The 20,318-nt window shown below is 52.7% G+C and carries 17 protein-coding genes; all 17 read right to left on the bottom strand.

Going from position 1 to position 20,318, the window contains the following annotated elements:
• Window positions 1-36: 36 nt before the first annotated feature.
• Complete coding sequence (gene polA, locus JJQ72_RS00710) at window positions 37-2,697, bottom strand: DNA polymerase I (protein ID WP_138226405.1); 2,661 nt, start codon at window positions 2,695-2,697, stop codon at window positions 37-39.
• Window positions 2,698-2,825: 128 nt separating this feature from the next.
• On the bottom strand, window positions 2,826-3,485 hold the full coding sequence (gene phoU, locus JJQ72_RS00705; RefSeq protein ID WP_138226406.1) for a phosphate signaling complex protein PhoU: 660 nt from the start codon (window positions 3,483-3,485) through the stop codon (window positions 2,826-2,828).
• A gap of 37 nt (window positions 3,486-3,522) precedes the next feature.
• The gene (gene pstB, locus JJQ72_RS00700) at window positions 3,523-4,278 is read right to left on the bottom strand and encodes a phosphate ABC transporter ATP-binding protein PstB (RefSeq protein WP_138226407.1); all 756 of its coding nucleotides are present in this window, start codon (window positions 4,276-4,278) and stop codon (window positions 3,523-3,525) included.
• A 148-nt stretch (window positions 4,279-4,426) separates the two neighbouring features.
• Window positions 4,427-5,611 (bottom strand): methyl-accepting chemotaxis protein, encoded by a 1,185-nt coding sequence (locus tag JJQ72_RS00695; RefSeq protein WP_138226408.1) that lies wholly within the window; start codon window positions 5,609-5,611, stop codon window positions 4,427-4,429.
• Window positions 5,612-5,717: 106 nt separating this feature from the next.
• Window positions 5,718-6,431, bottom strand: a complete 714-nt coding sequence (locus tag JJQ72_RS00690; protein WP_138226409.1) for a response regulator transcription factor — start codon at window positions 6,429-6,431, stop codon at window positions 5,718-5,720.
• A gap of 117 nt (window positions 6,432-6,548) precedes the next feature.
• Window positions 6,549-8,333, bottom strand: coding sequence for a two-component system histidine kinase PnpS (gene pnpS / locus JJQ72_RS00685; protein WP_208202411.1), 1,785 nt, complete (start codon window positions 8,331-8,333; stop codon window positions 6,549-6,551).
• Window positions 8,317-9,303, bottom strand: a complete 987-nt coding sequence (locus JJQ72_RS00680; RefSeq protein ID WP_208202410.1) for a bile acid:sodium symporter family protein — start codon at window positions 9,301-9,303, stop codon at window positions 8,317-8,319. Before JJQ72_RS00680 ends, pnpS begins: the two co-directional genes overlap by 17 nt.
• A 145-nt stretch (window positions 9,304-9,448) precedes the next feature.
• A complete protein-coding gene (locus JJQ72_RS00675) occupies window positions 9,449-10,993 on the bottom strand; it encodes a fumarate hydratase (protein WP_208202409.1) in 1,545 nt (514 codons plus the stop codon).
• Between the two features lie 207 nt (window positions 10,994-11,200).
• Window positions 11,201-12,070: an SDR family oxidoreductase gene (locus tag JJQ72_RS00670; protein ID WP_138226413.1), complete on the bottom strand. Its 870-nt coding sequence runs from the start codon at window positions 12,068-12,070 to the stop codon at window positions 11,201-11,203.
• A gap of 226 nt (window positions 12,071-12,296) precedes the next feature.
• The gene (locus tag JJQ72_RS00665; protein WP_208202408.1) at window positions 12,297-12,722 is read right to left on the bottom strand and encodes a hypothetical protein; all 426 of its coding nucleotides are present in this window, start codon (window positions 12,720-12,722) and stop codon (window positions 12,297-12,299) included.
• A 157-nt stretch (window positions 12,723-12,879) separates the two neighbouring features.
• The gene (gene mdh / locus JJQ72_RS00660) at window positions 12,880-13,824 is read right to left on the bottom strand and encodes a malate dehydrogenase (protein ID WP_138226415.1); all 945 of its coding nucleotides are present in this window, start codon (window positions 13,822-13,824) and stop codon (window positions 12,880-12,882) included.
• A 40-nt stretch (window positions 13,825-13,864) separates the two neighbouring features.
• Window positions 13,865-15,157 carry an NADP-dependent isocitrate dehydrogenase gene (icd, locus tag JJQ72_RS00655; protein WP_138226416.1) on the bottom strand — a complete coding sequence of 431 codons (1,293 nt, stop codon included), beginning with the start codon at window positions 15,155-15,157 and terminating at the stop codon, window positions 13,865-13,867.
• Between the two features lie 142 nt (window positions 15,158-15,299).
• The gene (gene citZ / locus JJQ72_RS00650; RefSeq protein WP_208202407.1) at window positions 15,300-16,412 is read right to left on the bottom strand and encodes a citrate synthase; all 1,113 of its coding nucleotides are present in this window, start codon (window positions 16,410-16,412) and stop codon (window positions 15,300-15,302) included.
• A 277-nt stretch (window positions 16,413-16,689) separates the two neighbouring features.
• A complete protein-coding gene (pstB, locus tag JJQ72_RS00645; RefSeq protein WP_138226418.1) occupies window positions 16,690-17,445 on the bottom strand; it encodes a phosphate ABC transporter ATP-binding protein PstB in 756 nt (251 codons plus the stop codon).
• Between the two features lie 15 nt (window positions 17,446-17,460).
• Complete coding sequence (gene pstA, locus JJQ72_RS00640) at window positions 17,461-18,363, bottom strand: phosphate ABC transporter permease PstA (protein ID WP_208202406.1); 903 nt, start codon at window positions 18,361-18,363, stop codon at window positions 17,461-17,463.
• Complete coding sequence (pstC, locus tag JJQ72_RS00635; RefSeq protein ID WP_208202405.1) at window positions 18,360-19,283, bottom strand: phosphate ABC transporter permease subunit PstC; 924 nt, start codon at window positions 19,281-19,283, stop codon at window positions 18,360-18,362. The genes pstA and pstC overlap by 4 nt, the downstream gene beginning before the upstream one ends.
• Window positions 19,284-19,363: 80 nt before the next feature.
• Entirely contained in the window at window positions 19,364-20,293 is a 930-nt protein-coding gene (locus JJQ72_RS00630; RefSeq protein WP_208202404.1) for a phosphate ABC transporter substrate-binding protein, read from the bottom strand.
• Window positions 20,294-20,318 lie beyond the last annotated feature (25 nt).

The following is a 20,318-nucleotide window of genomic DNA, read 5'->3' as shown; positions in this document are numbered from 1 at the left end:
GTGAGCGTGAAACGGGACTGCCGTTTCTCCCCAGTCTTATTTAGCCTCGTACCAATTGTCTCCAAAGCTGACCTCCGCCTTCAGCGGCACAGAGAGTTCCAGCGCCCGGCTCATTACTTCCGGCACCAGGGTCTTCATCGTCTCCAGCTCCTCCTGCGGCACCTCAAACACCAATTCATCATGCACCTGCAGCAGCATGCGGCTCTTGAGCTTCCGCTCTGCCAAGGCTGCATCCATATGCACCATCGCCAGCTTGATAATATCGGCTGCGGTTCCCTGAATCGGCGTGTTCATCGCCGTCCGCTCCGCAAACGAGCGCAGATTAAAGTTTCGTGCGTTAATCTCCGGCAGATAGCGCCGGCGCTCCAGCAAGGTTTTGACATACCCATCCTTGCGGGCCTGCTGCACAATCTCATCCATGTATCGGCGTACACCCTGGAACACCTCAAAATACTGATCGATAAAGGAAGCCGCCTCCTTCCGGGTAATGTTCAGATTCTGCGACAATCCATAGTCGCTAATCCCGTACACAATCCCGAAATTAACGGCCTTGGCGGAGCGCCTCATATTTCCGTCCACCTCATCCTGAGACACCCGAAACACATCCATGGCGGTCTTGGTGTGAATATCCAGATCCTGAACGAAGGCTTCCTTCAGACGCTCATCGTCCGAAATATGGGCCAGCACCCGCAGCTCGATCTGGGAATAGTCTGCCGCCAGAATCGACCAGCCCGGCTCGGACGGGACAAATACCTTCCGCAGCTTCCGGCCTTCCTCCAGACGGATCGGAATGTTCTGCAGATTCGGGAACTGGCTGCTAAGGCGGCCTGTTGCTGCAATCGTCTGGCGGTAGTATGTATGCACCTTGCCGGACTCGTCTGAGACTTCCTTGAGCAGTCCTTCTACATAAGTAGACTGCAGCTTGGCGATTGTACGGTATTGAAGGATCAGCTGAACAATATCATGGTAAGGCGCCAGCTTTTCCAGCACTTCTGCATCTGTAGAATATCCCGTTTTTGTCTTCTTGATGACTGGCAGCTCCAGCTTGACGAACAAGATCTCGCCCAGCTGCTTCGGCGAATTCAGATTGAATTCCTCGCCGGCAATACGATAAATCTCGGCCGCAAGCTTCTCAATCTGCTGCTGAAATTCCTGCCCGAGAGACTTCAGCTCCTCCCGGTTGACTGCAATGCCCTGCTTCTCCATATCTGCAAGAATACGGGACAGCGGCATTTCCAGGTCGTGAAAGAGAGGAAGCATGCCATTGTCATTAAGCTCCTTCTCCTGCATCGGCACAATCTGGGCGACGGCTGCGCACTTTCTGGCCAAATGGCCGCTCAGCTTCTCTTCATCCGGTAATTTCCACTTGGCTCCCTTGCCAAACACATCATCATCGGAAACCAGATGCGACATGCCATACTTTGCTGCCAGTCCGCTCAACGTCTGATTGCCTTCCGTCGGATCCAGCAAGTACGCTGCAAGATGCACATCAAAGGCAGCTCCCGCAAAGAGTATGCCATGTGCATGCAGCGCCAGATCTACCCGGTGCAGATCGTAGCCGTTCTTCGGAATGCTGCTGTCTGCCAGCCACTCCCGGACCGGCTCTGCTCCTTCGCTCTGCAGAACCGCTGGCGAGATATAATACTGTGTATCTCCAGTCGCAAGACTCAGCCCGACCAGCTCAGCATGATGCGGGTTGTCTCCATGGGTTTCCACATGAAGCACCTTCACGTCACTTAGCACCGCAGACAGCTCATGCATGTCATCCATGGTTACAGTCCTTACCTGCACCTCGGCTTCCGGACGTGCAGGGTCCGCGGCAGTCCCGGCATCCTGGCCGCTCAGGTTCAAGCGTTCCAGTAGCGATTTGAATTCCAGCTTGGCCAGAGCCGGGCCCGCCGTATCCGGATGCAATCCGTCAAATTTCATATCGTCCCACACTTGCTCCAGCGGAACCTCCCGGTGAATCGTCGCCAGCTTTTTGCTGAGGACGGCGGAGTCGGCATGGGTCTGAACCTTCTCCTTCATCTTGCCCTTCAGCTCATCAGATCTCTCCAGCACCTGCTCCACCGATCCGTACTCATGCAGCAGCTTCAGAGCGGTCTTCTCTCCAACACCCGGGATTCCGGGGATGTTATCCGAGGCATCGCCCATCAGTCCTTTGAGATCAATGATCTGCTGCGGGGTCAAGCCATACTTATCCTGAATCTCGGACGGTCCGTATGACTCAATATCCGTAACACCCTTGCGCACCATTGCAATCGTGACATTATCCGACGCCAGCTGCAGCATATCCTTATCCCCGGAGACGACGATGACGTTTCGCTTCTCTTCATCAGCCATTCGGGTGAGCGTGCCGATAATATCGTCGGCCTCGTAGCCGGCGATCTCAAACTGCGGGACTCCGAGTCCCTGAAGAAGCTCCTTGAGCAGCGGAAACTGGCCGGAGAGCTCCGGCGGTGTTTTCTCCCGCTTTCCCTTATATTCCTGGTAGTCCGCATGCCGGAACGTCTCCTTACCTGCGTCAAAAGCAACCATCATATGTGAAGGCTTGTAGTCCTCAATCAAGCGCAGCAGCATCGTCGTAAAGCCATACACCGCATTCGTCTGCTGGCCGCTGGCGTTCGTGAGCGGCGGCATGGCAAAGAAAGCCCGGTAAATAATATTGTTTCCATCAATGACAATCAGCTTGTCCACAATCTGGCACCTGCCCCTCTAAGAATTCCTTCCCACATGATACCATAGGTTCCCCTCAAAATTGAAAAATAAAGCAGCCGGATCAGATGATGCTCTGATCGACTGCTTATTGGTTTAAAGCGGTATTATTATTGATTCAGGTCCGGGCGGTTGCCTGTAACGAGGTAGACGGTGCTTTCACCAATGTTGGTTGCATGGTCTCCGATGCGTTCAATGTAACGACCGACCATGACGAGCAGCATAGCTTGATTCGCGCCTTCCGGCGAGGTACGGATATATTGGAACAGATCCTGCAAAATGCTGCTGTACAGATGGTCCACTTGATCGTCATCGGAAGCCATTTTGTAAGCAAGATCGGTATTCTCCTCCAAATAGGATTCGATGGATTCGGAAACCATGACGCCGACAATCTCCGCCATTCTTGGAATATCGACAAGCGGCTTAATCAGCGGCTCATTCTCCAAACGAATCGTTACCTTCGCAACGTCACGGGCCAGATCTCCCATGCGCTCCAAATCGCTAGCAATTCGAAATGCCACCAGAATACGTCGCAGATCCTTCGCCACTGGCTGCTGTGTAACGATCAAGCGGGAACCGATATCCAGAATTTGTTCTTCCATAGCATTGAGGCGAGCATCCTCTTCAACGACCTTCTTCGCTTTCTCTACATCCATCGTCTTGAGCGAGATTACAGCCTCCTGCAGCGCTTGTTCCATGTGAGTGCTCATTTTCTTGAGCAGATTCTTCAGCTCCTCGAGCTGCTGGTCAAAACCAATTCTCCGGATCATAATGTTGTCCTCCCATTCACTGTTTTGAAACCGCCGCTTATCCGAAGCGGCCGGAGATGTAATCCTCGGTGCGGGAATCGGAAGGGGTCGAGAACAGAACCTCGGTCTGCTCCGCCTCTACAACCTCACCGGTCAGGAAAAACACGGTGCGGTCGGATATCCGGGCGGCTTGGTGCATGTTGTGCGTAACCATAACAATCGTATACTTATGCTTTAACTCCTGAACCAATTCTTCAATCTTCAGTGTAGAGATCGGGTCCAAGGCCGAAGTAGCCTCATCCATCAATAAAATGTCCGGCTGGACCGCCAATGCGCGCGCAATGCACAGCCGCTGCTGCTGTCCGCCGGAGAGGCTGAGCGCGGAGCGCTTTAGAAAATCCTTCACCTCGTCCCACAGGGCGGCCTGCTTCAGGCTCTGCTCTACGATGGAGTCGAGCTCGGATTTATCACGGACACCATGAAGGCGTGGACCGTATGCGACATTATCGTATATGGATTTCGGAAAAGGATTCGGCTGCTGAAACACCATGCCGACCTGCTTGCGAAGCTCCTCTACATACATGGCCTCTTGATAAATATCCGTGCCATTAATCTTGACGCTGCCTTCAATTCGAGTTCCGAGAACCATATCGTTCATCCGGTTCAGCGTCCGGAGCAGGGTTGACTTACCGCAGCCGGATGGACCGATAAAGGCCGTGACCGCCTTTTCCGGAATATCTAGATTGACTTGCTTTAGTGCGTGAAATGTATCGTAATACAGGTCTAATTGCTTGATTTCAATAATGGATTCCATGTAATGATCATGTCTCCTTATGTTGTATTCAGAAGAATAAAGATGTATGCATAATCCCTCAGACGTCCATTATATAAATCAATTGTCATTACAAAGTAAGAGCTTTGTAAACGCAATGTAAAAAACCAAGCTATATGCACCCTAATGCTTAACTCTGGGTTGATCGCTGGATCGAAGCTAGCTCCCGTTGAATCTGCTGCAGCACCCGCGACGTATCCTCCGTTAACGTAAATACCTGACTGCCCGCTGCAGAAACCTCACCGGCGGCCTGCTCCATCTGATGGAACGATTGGCTGCCTTCTGATATGTATGCTTCACAAGAACGAATTTCATTCAAAGCTGCGGCCGCAGCTCCTGCTGTATCGGCTACCATTTGGGAAATCTGATTCAGCATCCGGTTGATGCTGCCGGAAAGCTCATGCGTCTGCTTGGCCAGAGATTGAACCTCTGAAGCGACGACCTGAAAGCCCCGCCCATGCTCTCCAGCCCGGGCTGCCTCAATGGAGGCGTTGAGCGCCAGAAGGCTGCTTTGACCGGCTAAATCAGCGATCTGATCCGTTATCCGCGATACACCAGCCGTATTGTCCTGCAGGCGGGACATCAGCTCCGCTCTTTTCTCCATATCTGTCAGCAGATGATGGTAAGAGCTGTGAACAGACTGGAGCTTCTGCTTGCCGATGACAGACCACTCCGAGATCTGACGGCATTTCTGAAGCGTCACATCCGCAGCCGCCCTTACACCGGAGAGCGAGCTGCCAATATCCTGTGTATGGCGATGGCTGTCTTGTATCATTTCTTCCCGGCGGGTCTCCGTTTCATCCTGAAGCTCTGCGGAGAGCCGCAGCAAGTCACGTACAGTCAAGACGCCCAGCAATTGATTGTTCTGAGTGACGACAACACAATCATAGAAATCTGCTTCAGAGCGCATTAGTGCTTGCTGGAGAATCTCAGCTACAGGCTGAGACTGCTCAACAATCATAGGAACCTTGGCCGCAATCGCAATGACTGGCCGCTGATCATAAATTTCTCTCGCAAACCGTCCACTCATCAATCTGTAGAAGCTGTCCCGCATCACGATTCCTGTCGGCATCTGGTCCGCATCGCATACAATCATACAAGGCGCCTCCGGATTCTGCTTGAATAAACGGATCACCTGAAGACAGCTCTGATTGTAGCTGATAGAAGGCACGGCCCTCCAAGAGCCAAGGCTTGTCTCCTGGGCTTCTTGCTGATTCCCCTGCATCATTCCTGAGTTGTTACTTGTCATTGCAGACGCTCCGGCTTGTACCGGAACAGCAGCTTGAGCCTGAGGCTTTGTCATAAGAAGCGTCATGCGGGATCCACTCCTTTGGTATTGGTGCTATAGACGCAGTTTAGGTCCCGAATGTTAACGCTGTTGCGGTTTTGGATCAACAGATTGTAAAAAGGCCTGAATGACGCTACTTTGGCCTGACCACCAGCTTATATCCAACGCCTCGAATAGAGTCGATAAATACCGAATCCGGGTCCAGCTCCAGTTTTTTGCGAAGAGAGCTGACATGCACATCAACCGTGCGCTGACCTCCGATATAATCAAAGCCCCATACGACATTCATCAGATCATCCCGTGTTAATACGACTCCGGGCTTGCGGGCCAGATACAGCAGCACCTCAAATTCCTTGGGGCGCAGATTAATCTGGTGGCCTCCCAGCCGGACTTCGTATTTCTCCGGATAAATTTCCAGCTGCCCCAGCTTGATGACGTTTCCGTCCTCGTCCGTGTCTCCCGCCTCTTCTGCCGGCTGTCCCGACACCCGGCGAAGCACGGCCGACACTCTTGCGAGCAGCTCCGAAACGCCAAACGGCTTCGTGATATAATCATCGGCCCCCATTTTCAAGCCCTGGACGACTTCTTCTTCCGCATTCTTCGCAGTAAGTATAATGATCGGAGTCGTGATTCCCTGCTGTCTCAGCTTCTCCAGAATCGAGAAGCCATTCATACCCGGCAGCATCACGTCCAGCAGAATCAGATCGAAGGTTTCACGGCTGGCACGCTCATACCCTTCCGTCCCATGCTCCTCTACCGTGACCAGGAAGCCTTCCTGGGTCAAGTTGTACGATAATAATCGTGACAGTGTCGGTTCATCCTCGATGACAAGCAGTCTTTGAGCCATCTTAATCCCGCCCTTAATTGAAATGAATTCATTTTATATACGCCAATAATTGATCAATTTTCATAGCATCCTGTTTATTGTATCAACGGAATGTTATCCCCATGTTAAAATTCAATGTTATCCTTCCTGAAGCATCGGCAGCTCGATAACAAAAGAGCTTCCCAGCCCCGGCTCACTGTCGACTTTAATCGTGCCGGAATGCAGCTCGACCAGATGCTTCACAATCGACAGGCCAAGCCCTGTACCGCCTGACCCCCGGGATCGGGCTTTATCCACACGGTAAAAGCGTTCGAAAATGCGCGGCAGATCCTTCTTCGGAATGCCGATGCCTGAATCCTTGACCGTCAGAATGACCCTTTCCCCATGCTCCTCTGAAAGAACTTCATCCACCGAAAGCTGGACCCTGCCGCCTTCCTGTGTATAGTTCACCGCGTTGGAGAGCAGATTCGTAAAAATCTGGCGCAGCTTGTCCTCATCCCCTTCGATGAACAGCTCGTCCGGCACATCCATTTTCATCTGAATCTGTTTATCACGGGCATGCGGCAGCATAAATTCAAACAGTGATTCGAAGAAGGTAGATAGATGAATCGGCGAATATTCCATCACGCTTCGCTTGGATTCAATCTTGGACAGCTCCAGAATGTCCCGGATCAGGCGGTTTAACCGCTCGGATTCGTCGTAAATAATGCGAATGAAGGAACGGGAGGTTTTCTCGTCCTCCACCCCGCCGAGGAGTGTTTCAGCAAAGCCCTTTACGGCGGCAAGCGGGGTTTTGAGCTCATGGGATACATTCGCAACAAATTCGCTCCGCATCCGCTCCAGCCTCCGTATTTCAGTCACATCCTGCAAATGAAACAGCATGCCGCGATAGGTGCCGTCCTCATGCGTCATGACAACGCCGTCAAAGCGAATGACCGATTCGATGGGAAAATACAGGCTGCGCTCTTCCTGGAACCGCTCCCGCCGCTCCAGACCTTCTTCAATCACCTTGTTCAGCTCATAGTGCTGCCTAAGGTCCGTATAGCTCCGGCCGCGAATCTGGCCCGCCTTGATGCCGAGCATCCCCTCTGCCGCAGGATTAATAAGCACCACCGTTCCGTCCCCGCTCAGCATCAGAATACCGCCGGTCATATTGCTCAAGACGCTTCGCAGCAGCCCTTCATTGTCCCGGATAGTCTGCAGCTGTGTCTGCAGGCTGTCTGCCATTCCATTAATGGCGGATGCCAGCTGGCCAATCTCGTCCTTACGCTCCAGATGCACCCGTGCATCGTAATCCAGCCGGGATATGTTGCGTGCGACGGAGGTGATCTTCTCCAGTGGAGAGGTCAGCCCGGCGGCAATCCGGTAGCTGACAAGGGCCGCCACTACGAACAGAATGAGCAGCCCCGCTCCCATCACCATCCAGCCCTTACGCACACCTTCATCCACCGTCTCCAGACTCATTGATAGTCGAATATAGCCGTCAAATCCGCCCTGCGTAACCGGACGCGCGACATAAATCATATCCTGCCCCAGTGTCGAGCTATACCTTATGGAGCGACCGGTGCCTCTCTGCTCTGCCTGACGAATCTCTTCACGTTCCCCATGATTATCCATCAGCTCCGGACTCTTCTCGGAATCACCAATGACACTGCCATTCCTGGCTATGAACGTTACCCGCGCATCCGCCAGCTGCTGCAGCTGCATAGACTTCGCTGTATAATATTCGGCTTCTTTACCTGAAGAATTGTCCGGAAAATTCAAGGTTCCCTGAATCAGGTTAATTTCCCGGATCATATTGTCCTCCAGCAAATTAATATGATATTGCTTGAATACCGATGCCACAGCAAAGCCGGCACCCAGCATGGAAATGCCAATCAGCGTCATAATAATCAATGTCAATCGGTTACGAAAAGGTTTCATGATTCCCTTCCTTTACGGATGAAGTCTTGATTCTTTGAATGACTGCATGAACTACGGTCGCTACAGGCTGCTGAAATAGAATGGATAGTACAACAGGCACGGACACGGCCGGCGGAAAATAAGCGGTAGCCAGCACCATGCCAAGCGATATATTTCGCATACCGGAAGCATAGGTCAGCGAGATCCCGAGCTCTCTCGTTCTGCCCGGTGCAAGATAGGATCCGAAGTAGCCCAGCATGTAGCACAGGACAATCAAGAGCAATACGGCTGGAATGACGCTTAACAGGTCCTGCCGAATGCTTTGGGCCTGCGGCGCAATGACTGCGGCGTTAATCATGACGACACAGACGAAGAACAGCTTGGAGAGCGGCTGTGCCACCGGGGCCGACCACGCCTTCGCCTTGCCCTTGGACAGCTCATAGATGAGTACGCCCAACGCTGTAGGCAGCACGACCATTCTGAACAAATCCGTCACCAGCTGCCCCGTATCCCACTGCAGGCCGGTAGAGCCGGCAAGCAATTCCATTAGAAACGGAACCACAATCGGGCTGAGCATCGTATCAAGCACGACAACAGACAGAATAAACGGTACGTTGCCTCCCGAGGTTCCTACCCACAGCACTGCTGAAATACCAAGCGGGATCACGGAGAACAGCATCAGTCCCGTTGTATAATCTGACTGAGGTCCGAAGATGGAAGCACCTATTGCATAGGCCACAAGGGGTGCAGCAGCATGAGCCAGCAGCAATGTCAATACGATGGGAAATGGCTGTCTCATTACTGCCTTCAAATGCCCGATCCCGCAGCCAAGGGCCATGACGAGCGTGATATATCCGAATAGATAAGGTATGGTATACGCATAGGGGGACAGCTGTTCACTCAGGAACCAGCCGGCCACCAATGCCCCGGGAATCAATATAAATGTATATTTCTCAAACCATGCTGCAAAAGCTAACCCAAACTGTTTCACTTTTCTCCTCCAAACCTCGTCGCAAGCTGCTTGTATGTTGGTACCATCATAAACCTCTGTTTCCAAGTCCGCAACCGTGCTATGAAAGCAAAAGCCTTCGGCACAGAGCCGAAGGCCATATCATAATTCGTTATGAACTGCTGCTTTAAGCAAATACAGGCTCCTTGAACATTTCCAGCTTGGCTTTAGAGTCTCTGCTGACATCCGCATGCAGACTGTTTCCGTGAGAATCCATCGTAACAATTGCCGCAAAGCCGTCAACCTGCAAATGCCACATAGCCTCCGGAATACCGAATTCCATGAAATCAACACCATTCACCCGCTGGATGCATTCCGCATAATACTGCGCTGCACCGCCGATGGCGTTCAGATAGACCGCGCCATGCTCCTGAAGCGCCTGCAAGGTGTTCGCGCCCATTCCGCCTTTGCCGATCACAGCGCGAATGCCGAATTTTTTTAGAATATGCCCCTGGTACGGCTCTTCCCGGCTGCTGGTTGTCGGTCCTGCCGCCTTGACATGCCAGCCCTCATCGTCCTTCAGCATAACGGGACCACAGTGATAAATAACCGCTCCGTTCAGGTCAAGCGGCGCATCATGATCCATCAAGTGCTTATGAAGCGCGTCACGTCCGGTGTGCATTTCACCGCGGATGATGACGACATCACCCACACGCAGGCTGCGAACCTGCTCCTCGCTGATCGGCGTCTGGAGCACAACCTCCCGGCCTTTTTCCGGCGCTTCCGCCGGCGCTGCAGGAGCTGCCTCAGTGTCTGCGTTCATCGCCACATGGCTGCCGGACTCATACAGCCAGCTGCGAATGTCACCGGTGACCGGATCAATCAGCGCGCCCTGGCGGCGGAACGCCCAGCAGTTGTAAGCAACCGAAACGAAAAAGCTCGCCGGCAAACGGTTCATCGCCCCGATCTTGCAGCCGAGAAGTGTTACCTCACCGCCGAAGCCCATCGTGCCGATGCCCAGCTGATTCGCCGTTTCCATCACATACTCCTCCAGCTTCTGCAGGTCCGGATGAGGATTGATATCCTCTGCATGACGGAACAGCTGCTGCTTCGCCAGCTCGTAGCCCGTCGTGCGGTCGCCGCCGATGCCAACGCCGATAAACCCAGCGCTGCAGCCTTGTCCCTGTGCCTGATATACCGCATGCAGTATGCATTTACGGATTCCGTCCAGATCCCGTCCTGCTTTGCCAAGTCCCTCCAGCTCTGCGGGCAGGCTGTACTGAATGTTCTTGTTCTCGCAGCCGCCGCCCTTCAGAATGAGGCGAAGGTCAATATCGTCCTCCTCCCATTGCTCAAAATGGATGACCGGGGTTCCCGGGCCCAGATTATCCCCGCTGTTGCTGCCTGTCAGCGAATCCACAGAGTTCGGACGCAGCTTTCCATCCCGGGTTGCGCGGATGACGGCCTGATAGATGCTCTTCTTCATCTCAATCTGATTGGCGCCTACTGGCGTATGTACAACGAAGGTCGGCATGCCGGTATCCTGGCAGATCGGCGATACCTCCTGCTCCGCCATTTCGATATTCTGTGCAATGGTGGACAGCGCCAGCCCTGCACGCGTCGCTGCATCCTCTGCAGCCCGGCCGCGGTTGACTGCCCGCCTCACATCTGCCGGTAAATTCGTAGAGGTTTCAACGATTAAACGGTAAACACTTTCTTCAAACTGCTTCATTCTCCCATTCTCCTCTTCATCACAATGTGGCAGCAATCCTTGAAGCCGCCATTTCTATTAGAGCACCTGCACATAGCTTCTATTATAGCAAAAAGAGGGTTGTAAGGGTTTACTTAATTTTGAGGTCATCTGGTGCTTTTACCAAGCAAAAAGCGCTTTGGACGCAGCAGGCTGCTTCCAAAGCGCTAAGATTTATCCCATGCTTTCTTACCCGTTGATGACTTCGCCGCCGTTGATATGGATCATTTGACCGCTGACATAAGAAGAGTCCGAGCAGGCCAGATATACATACGCCGGTGCCAGCTCTTCCGGCTGACCAGGACGCTTCATCGGCTGAGTCGCTCCAAATTGTGCCACCTGATCCTCCGGGAAGGTCGATGGAATGAGCGGTGTCCAGATTGGACCCGGCGCTACCCCGTTGACCCGGATGCCTTGCTCTGCCAGGTTCATCGAAAGTGAGCGGGTAAAGGCTACGATCGCACCCTTGGTGGAGGAATAATCCAATAGCTGCGGGCTGCCCCGGTAAGCCGTAATGGATGCGGTATTAATAATCGCACTGCCCTTGCCCAAGTGCGGCATCGCCGCCTGAGTCATGTAGAACATACCGAATATGTTCGTACGGAACGTTTTTTCCAGCTGCTCTCTGGAAATGTCCTCGATCTTCTTCTGCGGGTGCTGCTCGGCAGCATTGTTGACCAGAACATCCAGCCCGCCCAGCTCGCTTACCGTCTGACCTACAGCATCACGGCAAAATGCATCATCGCCTACATCTCCGGCGATCAGCAGACATTTGCGGCCTTCCTGCTCAACCTGACGCTTCGTTTCTTCCGCGTCACTGTGCTCACTCAAATAGACGATGGCCACATCTGCGCCTTCTTTAGCATAAGCTACGGCCACCGCACGGCCAATCCCGCTGTCACCGCCCGTAATCAAAGCGACCTTGCCCTTCAGCTTGTCCGCGGCTTTATAATCACTTGCTTCATATTCCGGAAGAGGATTCATTTCGGATTCTTTACCCGGGCGATGATCCTGATGCTGAGGGGGTAAAGTTTGTTTTTGCTGCTGATCCTGTGACATTGTACATTCTCCTCTCAGGTAATGGTTTGCATTTTATGGTCACCATGCTGTGTTCCCTTGTAGGATGTCTAGGGGCGGGGCATCTTACTCTCCTCGTCTCCCGGTCATACATTACCACGCTCCCGGTGAAATCAAACCGCTGGCCGGAATTTTCTAAGGATACTTCAACACAAAAAAACTGTTCCTGTCACCAAATCGGCGGTGACAGGAACAGTCTCCATGTACATTACTTGTAAATCGGGTAAACCATGAAATAAATCATAACAAGTAGCAGAAGAGCAAGAATCAGGCTGAACGTGCGGAGCTTGGCAATGTCCGCGGTCACATCCCGCTTCTCACGGATTCCAGCCAGCGCGCCCTTCAGCGGCTTGCTCATGATGCCTGCGATTGCAAACATGGCCAGCAGAATGATGGTGACGATAATCATCCAGATGACGGCATATTCACCTTGAGACATCATATACCCGCCCGTAATCAGCTGGATGACCAGACCATACTGAGCCAGCCGGTTAGCGACGCGGATTGTGTTTACGGCACCCTCCTGGGCTCCGGCGGACAGCTTCTGCGTGCTTCCCACGATGAACGGAAGGATCAGATAGAAGCCGAGGGCTGCAGTTCCAATGATGTGCAGCAGATTAAAGATATCGAACATACTTTTGACCTCCAAATGTAGAATGTGTTGAAACGTGTACTGGGGTAAGATATGTACCGAACCTATTATACTTAACATTGCCATGAAAGAAAAGCAATCCCGCTCTCTATATAGAAAGCGGGATTGCTTTGTTCGTTCCGGAGCTCCTGAAATCCTGTCAGTTTGGCTTCAGAATCGAGGTTACACTGCGGACAGAGTCCGCGGACTGATCCAGTGCCGCCTTCTCTTCCGGCGTCAGCTCCAGCTCGAAAATCCGCTCAATGCCGTTACCGCCAAGAATGACAGGAACACCCATAAAGAGATTCTCATAGCCGTATTCTCCCTCCAGCAGCGCAATAACCGGCAGAATCCGCTTCTTGTCTTTGAGAATAGCTTCCGCCATCTGCACCAGTGAAGCGGCCGGCGCATAATAGGCACTGCCGTTTCCAAGCAGATTCACGATCTCGCCGCCGCCCACCCGGGTGCGCTGAACAATCGCTTCAATCCGCTCCGGAGAAATCAGCGTATCAATCGGAATGCCGCCGACGCTGGAGTAACGAACCAGAGGCACCATATCGTCCCCGTGTCCGCCGAGCACGAAGCCCCGCACATCCTCTACCGATACGTTTAGCTCCTGGGCAATAAAGGTACAGTAACGCGCTGTATCCAGAACACCGGACTGACCAATGACGCGATTCTTGGGAAAACCGAGCGCGTTATAAGCCACATAGGTCATGGCATCCACGGGATTACTCAGGATAATCACCGTAGAATCCGGAGCGTACTGCTTCACATTCTCACACACCGCGCTCACAATGCCGGCATTGATGTTCACCAGATCGTCCCGGCTCATCCCCGGCTTGCGGGCTACGCCCGCTGTAATGATGACAATGTCGGAGCCCGCAGCATCCTCATAGCTGGAAGTCCCTGTCATCCGGCTGTCAAAGCCCTGTACAGGGCTGGCTTCCAGAATATCCAGAGCCTTGCCCTTAGTAGGGTTCTCCAATTGTGGAATATCGAGCAGAACAACATCACCAAGTTCTTTTTGTCCCAGCATTAAAGCTGTTGTAGCACCGGTAAAGCCGGCGCCAATCACCGTGATTTTCTTACGCGTCATTGCCACAAGCGGGTCCCCCTTGCAAGGATAAGATGGTAGACATCAATTACATGTGATTGATGATTTCGTCCGCAAACTGGGAGCATTTCACTTCGGTAGCGCCATCCATCAGGCGAGCGAAGTCATAGGTTACAGTTTTGTTGTTGATGGCACTTTCCATGCCTTTGTAGATCAGGTCTGCTGCTTCATTCCAGCCCAGGTGCTCCAGAAGCATTACGCCGGACAGGATGACAGAACCCGGATTTACAACGTCTTTGTCAGCATATTTAGGTGCAGTACCGTGTGTTGCTTCGAAAATAGCATGTCCTGTTACATAGTTAATGTTCGCACCCGGAGCAATACCAATACCACCTACCTGAGCTGCAAGAGCATCAGACAGATAGTCACCGTTCAGGTTCAGGGTTGCAATGACGTCAAAGTCGGTCGGACGAGTCAGAACCTGCTGCAGCGCGATGTCAGCGATGGCATCCTTCACGATGATCTTGCCAGCTTCTTCAGCCGCTTTCTGGGCAGCGTTCGCTGCGTCAGTGCCGTCCTTCTCCTTGATGACGTCGTATTGAGCCCAAGTGAACACCTTGTCGCCAAACTCCGCCTCAGCGACCTCGTAGCCCCAGTTCTTGAACGCGCCTTCGGTGAACTTCATGATGTTGCCCTTGTGAACCAGAGTTACGCTCTTACGGCCATGCTGGATCGCATATTCAACCGCTGCACGAACGAGACGCTTGGAGCCCTCGGAGGATACCGGCTTGATTCCGATTCCGGACGTTTCAGGGAAACGGATCTTGTTAACACCCATTTCTTCCTGGAAGAATTTAATGACCTTCTTCACTTCCTCGGAGCCTTCCTTGTACTCGATCCCTGCATAAATATCTTCCGTGTTCTCGCGGAAGATTACCATGTCTACCAGCTCAGGACGCTTGACCGGAGAAGGCACGCCATCGAAGTAACGAACAGGACGCAGGCAAGTGTACAGGTCAAGCTCTTGGCGCAGTGCAACGTTCAGGGAACGAATGCCGCCGCCGATTGGCGTCGTCAAAGGTCCCTTGATCGCTACGATATATTCGCGGATTGCTTCGAGCGTATCGTTCGGAAGCCATTCGCCGTATGTATTAAATGCTTTCTCACCGGCGAATACTTCATACCACGCAATGCTTTTGGAGCCGTTATAGGCTTTCTCTACAGCTGCATCCAGAACGCGCTTGGAAGCTTTCCAGATGTCACGGCCCGTGCCGTCGCCTTCGATGAAAGGAATAACAGGCTGATTGGGCACCTGAAGCTTGCCGTTATCAATCGTGATTTTTTCGCCTTCTGTTGGCATTGCAAATTTCTCGAGTTTCATAAGATTGGTTTCCTCCTTGAGTTAAATTACAGATTGATTGCTTGAGCCAAGAACGCCGCAAAGGGCACAAAGAATGCCGCATTGCACCGGCAGCCCGGCCAAAGCGTTTCCTCTGCCCTTATTGTACAGCATTCAGCTGAAATTAGCGAAGAGAGAGCGGAACATACTTCTGATCCGTCAGGCCGGTGTATTCTGCCCGCGGACGAATGATCCGGTTGCCGTCATACTGCTCCAGAATATGTGCTGTCCAGCCGGATACGCGGCTGATGGCGAAGATCGGTGTAAACAGCTCATGCTCAATGCCCAGCTGGGTGTATACCGATGCCGAGTAGAAATCAACGTTTGGCTTCAGGCCCTTTTGTCCAGTAACAGTGTCTTCCACCAATACCGAAATATCATACAAGGATGTATCGCCCTTCATATCGCCAAGCTCCTTGGACATCTTCTGAAGATGCTTCGCGCGCGGATCGCCATTCTTGTATACACGGTGGCCAAAGCCCATAATCTTATCTTTATTCTGAAGCTTCTGCTGAATGTAACCCTCAGCCTGATCGATCGTACCGATCTCATTGAGCATCTTCATTACAGCTTCATTAGCTCCGCCGTGCAATGGTCCCTTCAGGGCACCAATCGCCGAAGTTACGCCGGAATAAATGTCCGAAAGCGTCGCTACGGTGACGCGGGAAGCGAAGGTCGAAGCGTTAAGCTCATGGTCTGCGTGCAGCACGAGCGCTTGGTCAAGCGCCTTGATGGAGGTTTCCTCCGGCTGCTCTCCTCTGAGCATATACAGGAAATTCTCCGCAACAGAAACTCCGGCTTTCGGAGCAACCGGCTCCTTACCCTGGCGGACTCTAGCAATCGCTGCGACAATCGTCGGCAGCTGCGCCTGCAGCTTAACCGCTTTCTTCTCGTTCGCTTCCTGGCTCATGTCCTCTGCATCTGCATCATATAATGCCAGCGAGGATACTGCGGAGCGAAGAGCTGCCATCGTATTCGTATCTTTGGGATAAAGCTTGATCTGCTCAATCAGGGCATCCGGAATCGCCGCATAATCGCTGAGATCCTTCTGCAGCTTCTGCAGCTCCTGCTCGTTAGGAAGCTTCCCAAACCAGAGTAAATAAGCTACTTCCTCAAAACTCGCATGCTCTGCAAGATCATCAATATTGTATCCACGGTACGTTAATACACCGTCGACAATGGAGCTGATCGAAGAAGTTGTAGCTACAATGCCTTCCAATCCTTTGGTAGCTGTCATGCGTCATCTCTCCTTTTTAATCGGGCTGTCCCGATACTGGATTGCTGTGAAAACTCTTTCATGATCCTGGATGAAGACACCAACCATACGGTTGTGTGACGTAAAATATTGCAAACTCTCTTTTATCATACCGGATAACGTCCAATAAGTGAACACACCGCGCCATATCATAGCATCAAAATGTTTTATCACGACCATAACAATTTTTTGGGGGTCTTGGCTCTCTTCACATTAAATACAGAAGAAGGACCTTGATCTCTCAAGGTCCTGAGGAGGCTTACCCAAAGCGTCCGGATATGTAATCCTGCGTCAGCTTGTGATGCGGATTTGTGAAAATCTTGTCGGTCTTGCCCTGCTCGATGAGCTTGCCCAGGTAGAAATAGGCGGTGTAATCCGACACCCGTGCTGCCTGCTGCATATTATGGGTCACAATTACGATTCGGAGCTCTTGCTTGAGGGAAGCAATAAGCTCCTCAATCTTCCCGGTAGAAACCGGATCCAGCGCAGAGGCCGGCTCATCCAGAAGAACAATTTGCGGCTGAACGGAGAGTGCTCTTGCAATACAGAGACGCTGCTGCTGTCCTCCGGAGAGAGACAGGGCAGACTCCTGCAGCCGATCCTTTACCTCGTCCCACAGCGCCGCCTTTCTCAGACTGGCTTCAACAATCTCATCCAGCTGCTTTTTCTTCCTGATGCCTCTGTACTTTGGACCAAAGGCAATATTGTTATAAACCGACTTATAGAACGGATTCGGCTTCTGCCACACCATTCCAATCTGCTGCCGCAGCTTGATCACATCTGTGTCCGGATGATTCAAGTCACTTCCATTCATCCAGATATGCCCCGTTGTCCGTGCCTGGGCTATGGCATCGTTCATCCGGTTCAGGGAGCGCAGAAAGGTCGATTTCCCGCAGCCGGAGGGTCCAATCAGTGCGGTGACGCTCTTCTCGGGAAACTGCAGGCTGATTTCTTTCACCGCTTGAAACGACCCATAGAACACACTTAAGCCTTCGGTTCCAAATGCTAGTGACATGTCCACTCACCCTTTCTAGTCCATGCGCTTCGCTGCTGTGAATTTACGGTAAGCGGCCCTGCCCAGCCACCGCGCCGCCAGATTAAAGCCCAGGATCAGAATGACAAGCACCGCCGATGCACCTGCAGCAATTTCCTTCGCGTCAGGCGCGAGCCCTTCGCTATTGACCTTCCAGATATGGACAGCCAGCGTCTCGGCTGGCCGCAGCGGATTGATCGGCGATCTGGCGCTCAGCGGATTCCAGTCCGTGAAGTCCAGCGGCGGACTGCTCATGCCTGCCGTGAACATGAGGGCAGCGGCTTCACCGAAGATGCGCCCGGAGGCGAGAATGGTGCCTGTAATCAAGCTTGGCAGCGCCACGGGAAGCAGAATAGACGTAATGATTTTCCATTTGGATAAACCGAGGGCATATCCCGCCTCCTTCTGTTCCTTGGGTACGGCGCGGAACGCCTGCTCCGTGGTCCGTACCATCAACGGCAGGTTGAATACCGCAAGCGCCATCGAGCCTGCCAGCAGGGAGAAGCCCAGACCTAACGTATTGACAAGCACCAGCAGACCGAATAACCCGATGACGATCGACGGGAAGGAGGACAGCACCTCCACAACGAGACGAATGAGATGAGTCAGCCTTCCCCCTTTCGCGTATTCAGCCATATAAATACCCCCACCCCATCCCAGCGGCACTGTAATAATCAGCGTCAGGATCAGGAGAAAGACCGAATTAAACAGCTGCGGCCCGATTCCCCCGCCGCCCCGTATCATCTGTGGTGTGCTCGTCAGGAAATGCCAGTTGATATGGCCAAGCCCTCGAACAAGGATATATCCCAGCAGGCCGACCAGCAGGGCTACAATCAGCATCGCGAAGAAGCAGATTACGACGGTCGCAATCCTGTCCGCTCTTTTGGCTCTTTTAATCATATCCGGTTTCTCCTTTCCAGCAGTCTCACCAGAATGACAAACACAAACGTCATCGCGAGAAGAACCAGCGCCATACTCCATAAGGCGTTATTGTGCACCGACCCCATAGCTGTGTTCCCCATGCTCAAGGTAATGGTACTGGTGAGGGTGGCCGCCGATTCAGTCAGAGAGCTCGGAATATGCGGAGCATTACCAATGACCATCTGGACAGCCAGCGCCTCTCCGAATGCACGGGCCATCCCCAGCACAATGCCTGTCAGCAGGGCCGGGAGAACTGTAGGGATCACCACGCGGTAAATGGTTTGCCACCGGGTTGCCCCCAGCGCCAAGGAGGACTCGCGAAGCCCGCCCCGCAGGGATGCCAGCGCATCCGCCATAATGCTCGTAATCGTCGGCAGAATCATGACCGAGAGCACCAGACAGCCTGCAAGAATGCCAAAGCCTTGTCCGCCGATATAGTCCCGAATGAGAGGGACGATTACTGTCAGACCGATGAACCCGTACACGACGGAAGGAATACCCGAGAGAAGCTCCACCGCCGGCTGTAGGATTCTTTTGCCGCGTCCAGGCAGTATTTCTGTCATAAACAAAGCCGCACACAGGCTGAGCGGTCCGGCAATGAGTGCAGCCAGCAGTGTCACAGCAAAGGAACCTGTAATAAAGGGCAGCGCACCGAAGGACTCATCCGGGCTCCATCTGGTGCCGGTAAAAAATTCTCTCAGGCTGACACCATTCTCCAAGAATGTAGCCAAGCCTTTTGAAGATACAAAAAACACGATCGAAACGATAACGACAAGCAGCAAAACAACACAGATGGAGGTATAGATACGTCCGATCCAGTCCTCCCAGTAGTGCTTTTCTCTGCGTTTTCTGTTCTTGACGCCTTGATTCAAGGCTGCATCCTTACCCATCTGTCCCATGGCTGACCTTCTTTCTAGCTGGAAAATAGAGACGGGGGATTCGCCTCTATTCCATGATCATTCTCTTTTCTATCGCAACTCTAATTCTTGGACACGTTGCCTGCGGCATCCCGGGTTACCTGCATACCGGAAACCGGAATGTAGCCCAGCTCCACGACATCCCCTTCCTGAACCTCAGGAGACACCATATAGTCCAGAAATGCTTGGACAGCCTCGCTCGGCTCTCCCTTGGTATACATGTGCTGATACGCCCATACCGGATAGCTGCCGTTCTGCACATTTTCCACAGTCGCTTGAACACCGTCATAGTTCACCGGCTTGATGCTGTCATCTCCAAGGTAAGACAGTGCAAGGTAACCAATCGCGCCCGGTGTTTCAGCAACAAGCTTCTTGACCGTACCGCTTGAATCTTCTTGAATTGAGCCTTGCAGATCAGGCAGCTTGGATTGTCCCAAGGCGAAGGTCTCGAACGTAGCACGGGTACCGGAGCTTGCCGGACGGTTTACAATGACAATTTCCTGATCCTCGCCGCCAAGCTCCTTCCAGTTCTTCACCGCACCCGTAAAAATATCAACCATCTGCTCCTTTGACAGATCGTCTATCGTGACAGCCGGGTTCACGACGGCCGTGATCGCCACGACGGCCACCTGATGGTCAACAAGCTTTGCCGCTTGAGCAGCCTCCAGCTTCTCTTCACCGAAGACGTCGGAGTTTCCGATGTCTGCTTGACCCTCAGACACTTGAGTAAGCCCTGTTCCGCTGCCTCCGCCTTGAACCTGAACCGTAAGCTCTTGATATGGAGCCTGCGTCATAAATGTCTGCCCTGCTTGATCCACCAGCGGCTGCATAGCGGTAGAGCCAACAGCGAGAATAGAGCCGCTCAGCTTACGCTCTCCCGCTTCACTTCCCGCACCTCCCGGATCATTGGCAGCCTCATCGCTGCCTCCGCATGCGGCGAGACTGAGCAGAAGAGACCCTAGCATCAGGGTCCATGGCAGTTTCTTTTTCATGTGAATGTATCCTTCCTGTTGTGGA

This window comes from Paenibacillus sp. F411 (assembly GCF_017582705.1).
GTDB classification, from domain to species: Bacteria; Bacillota; Bacilli; order Paenibacillales; family Paenibacillaceae; genus Paenibacillus_AQ; species Paenibacillus_AQ algicola.
This window is presented reverse-complemented; position numbering and strand designations above follow the sequence as displayed.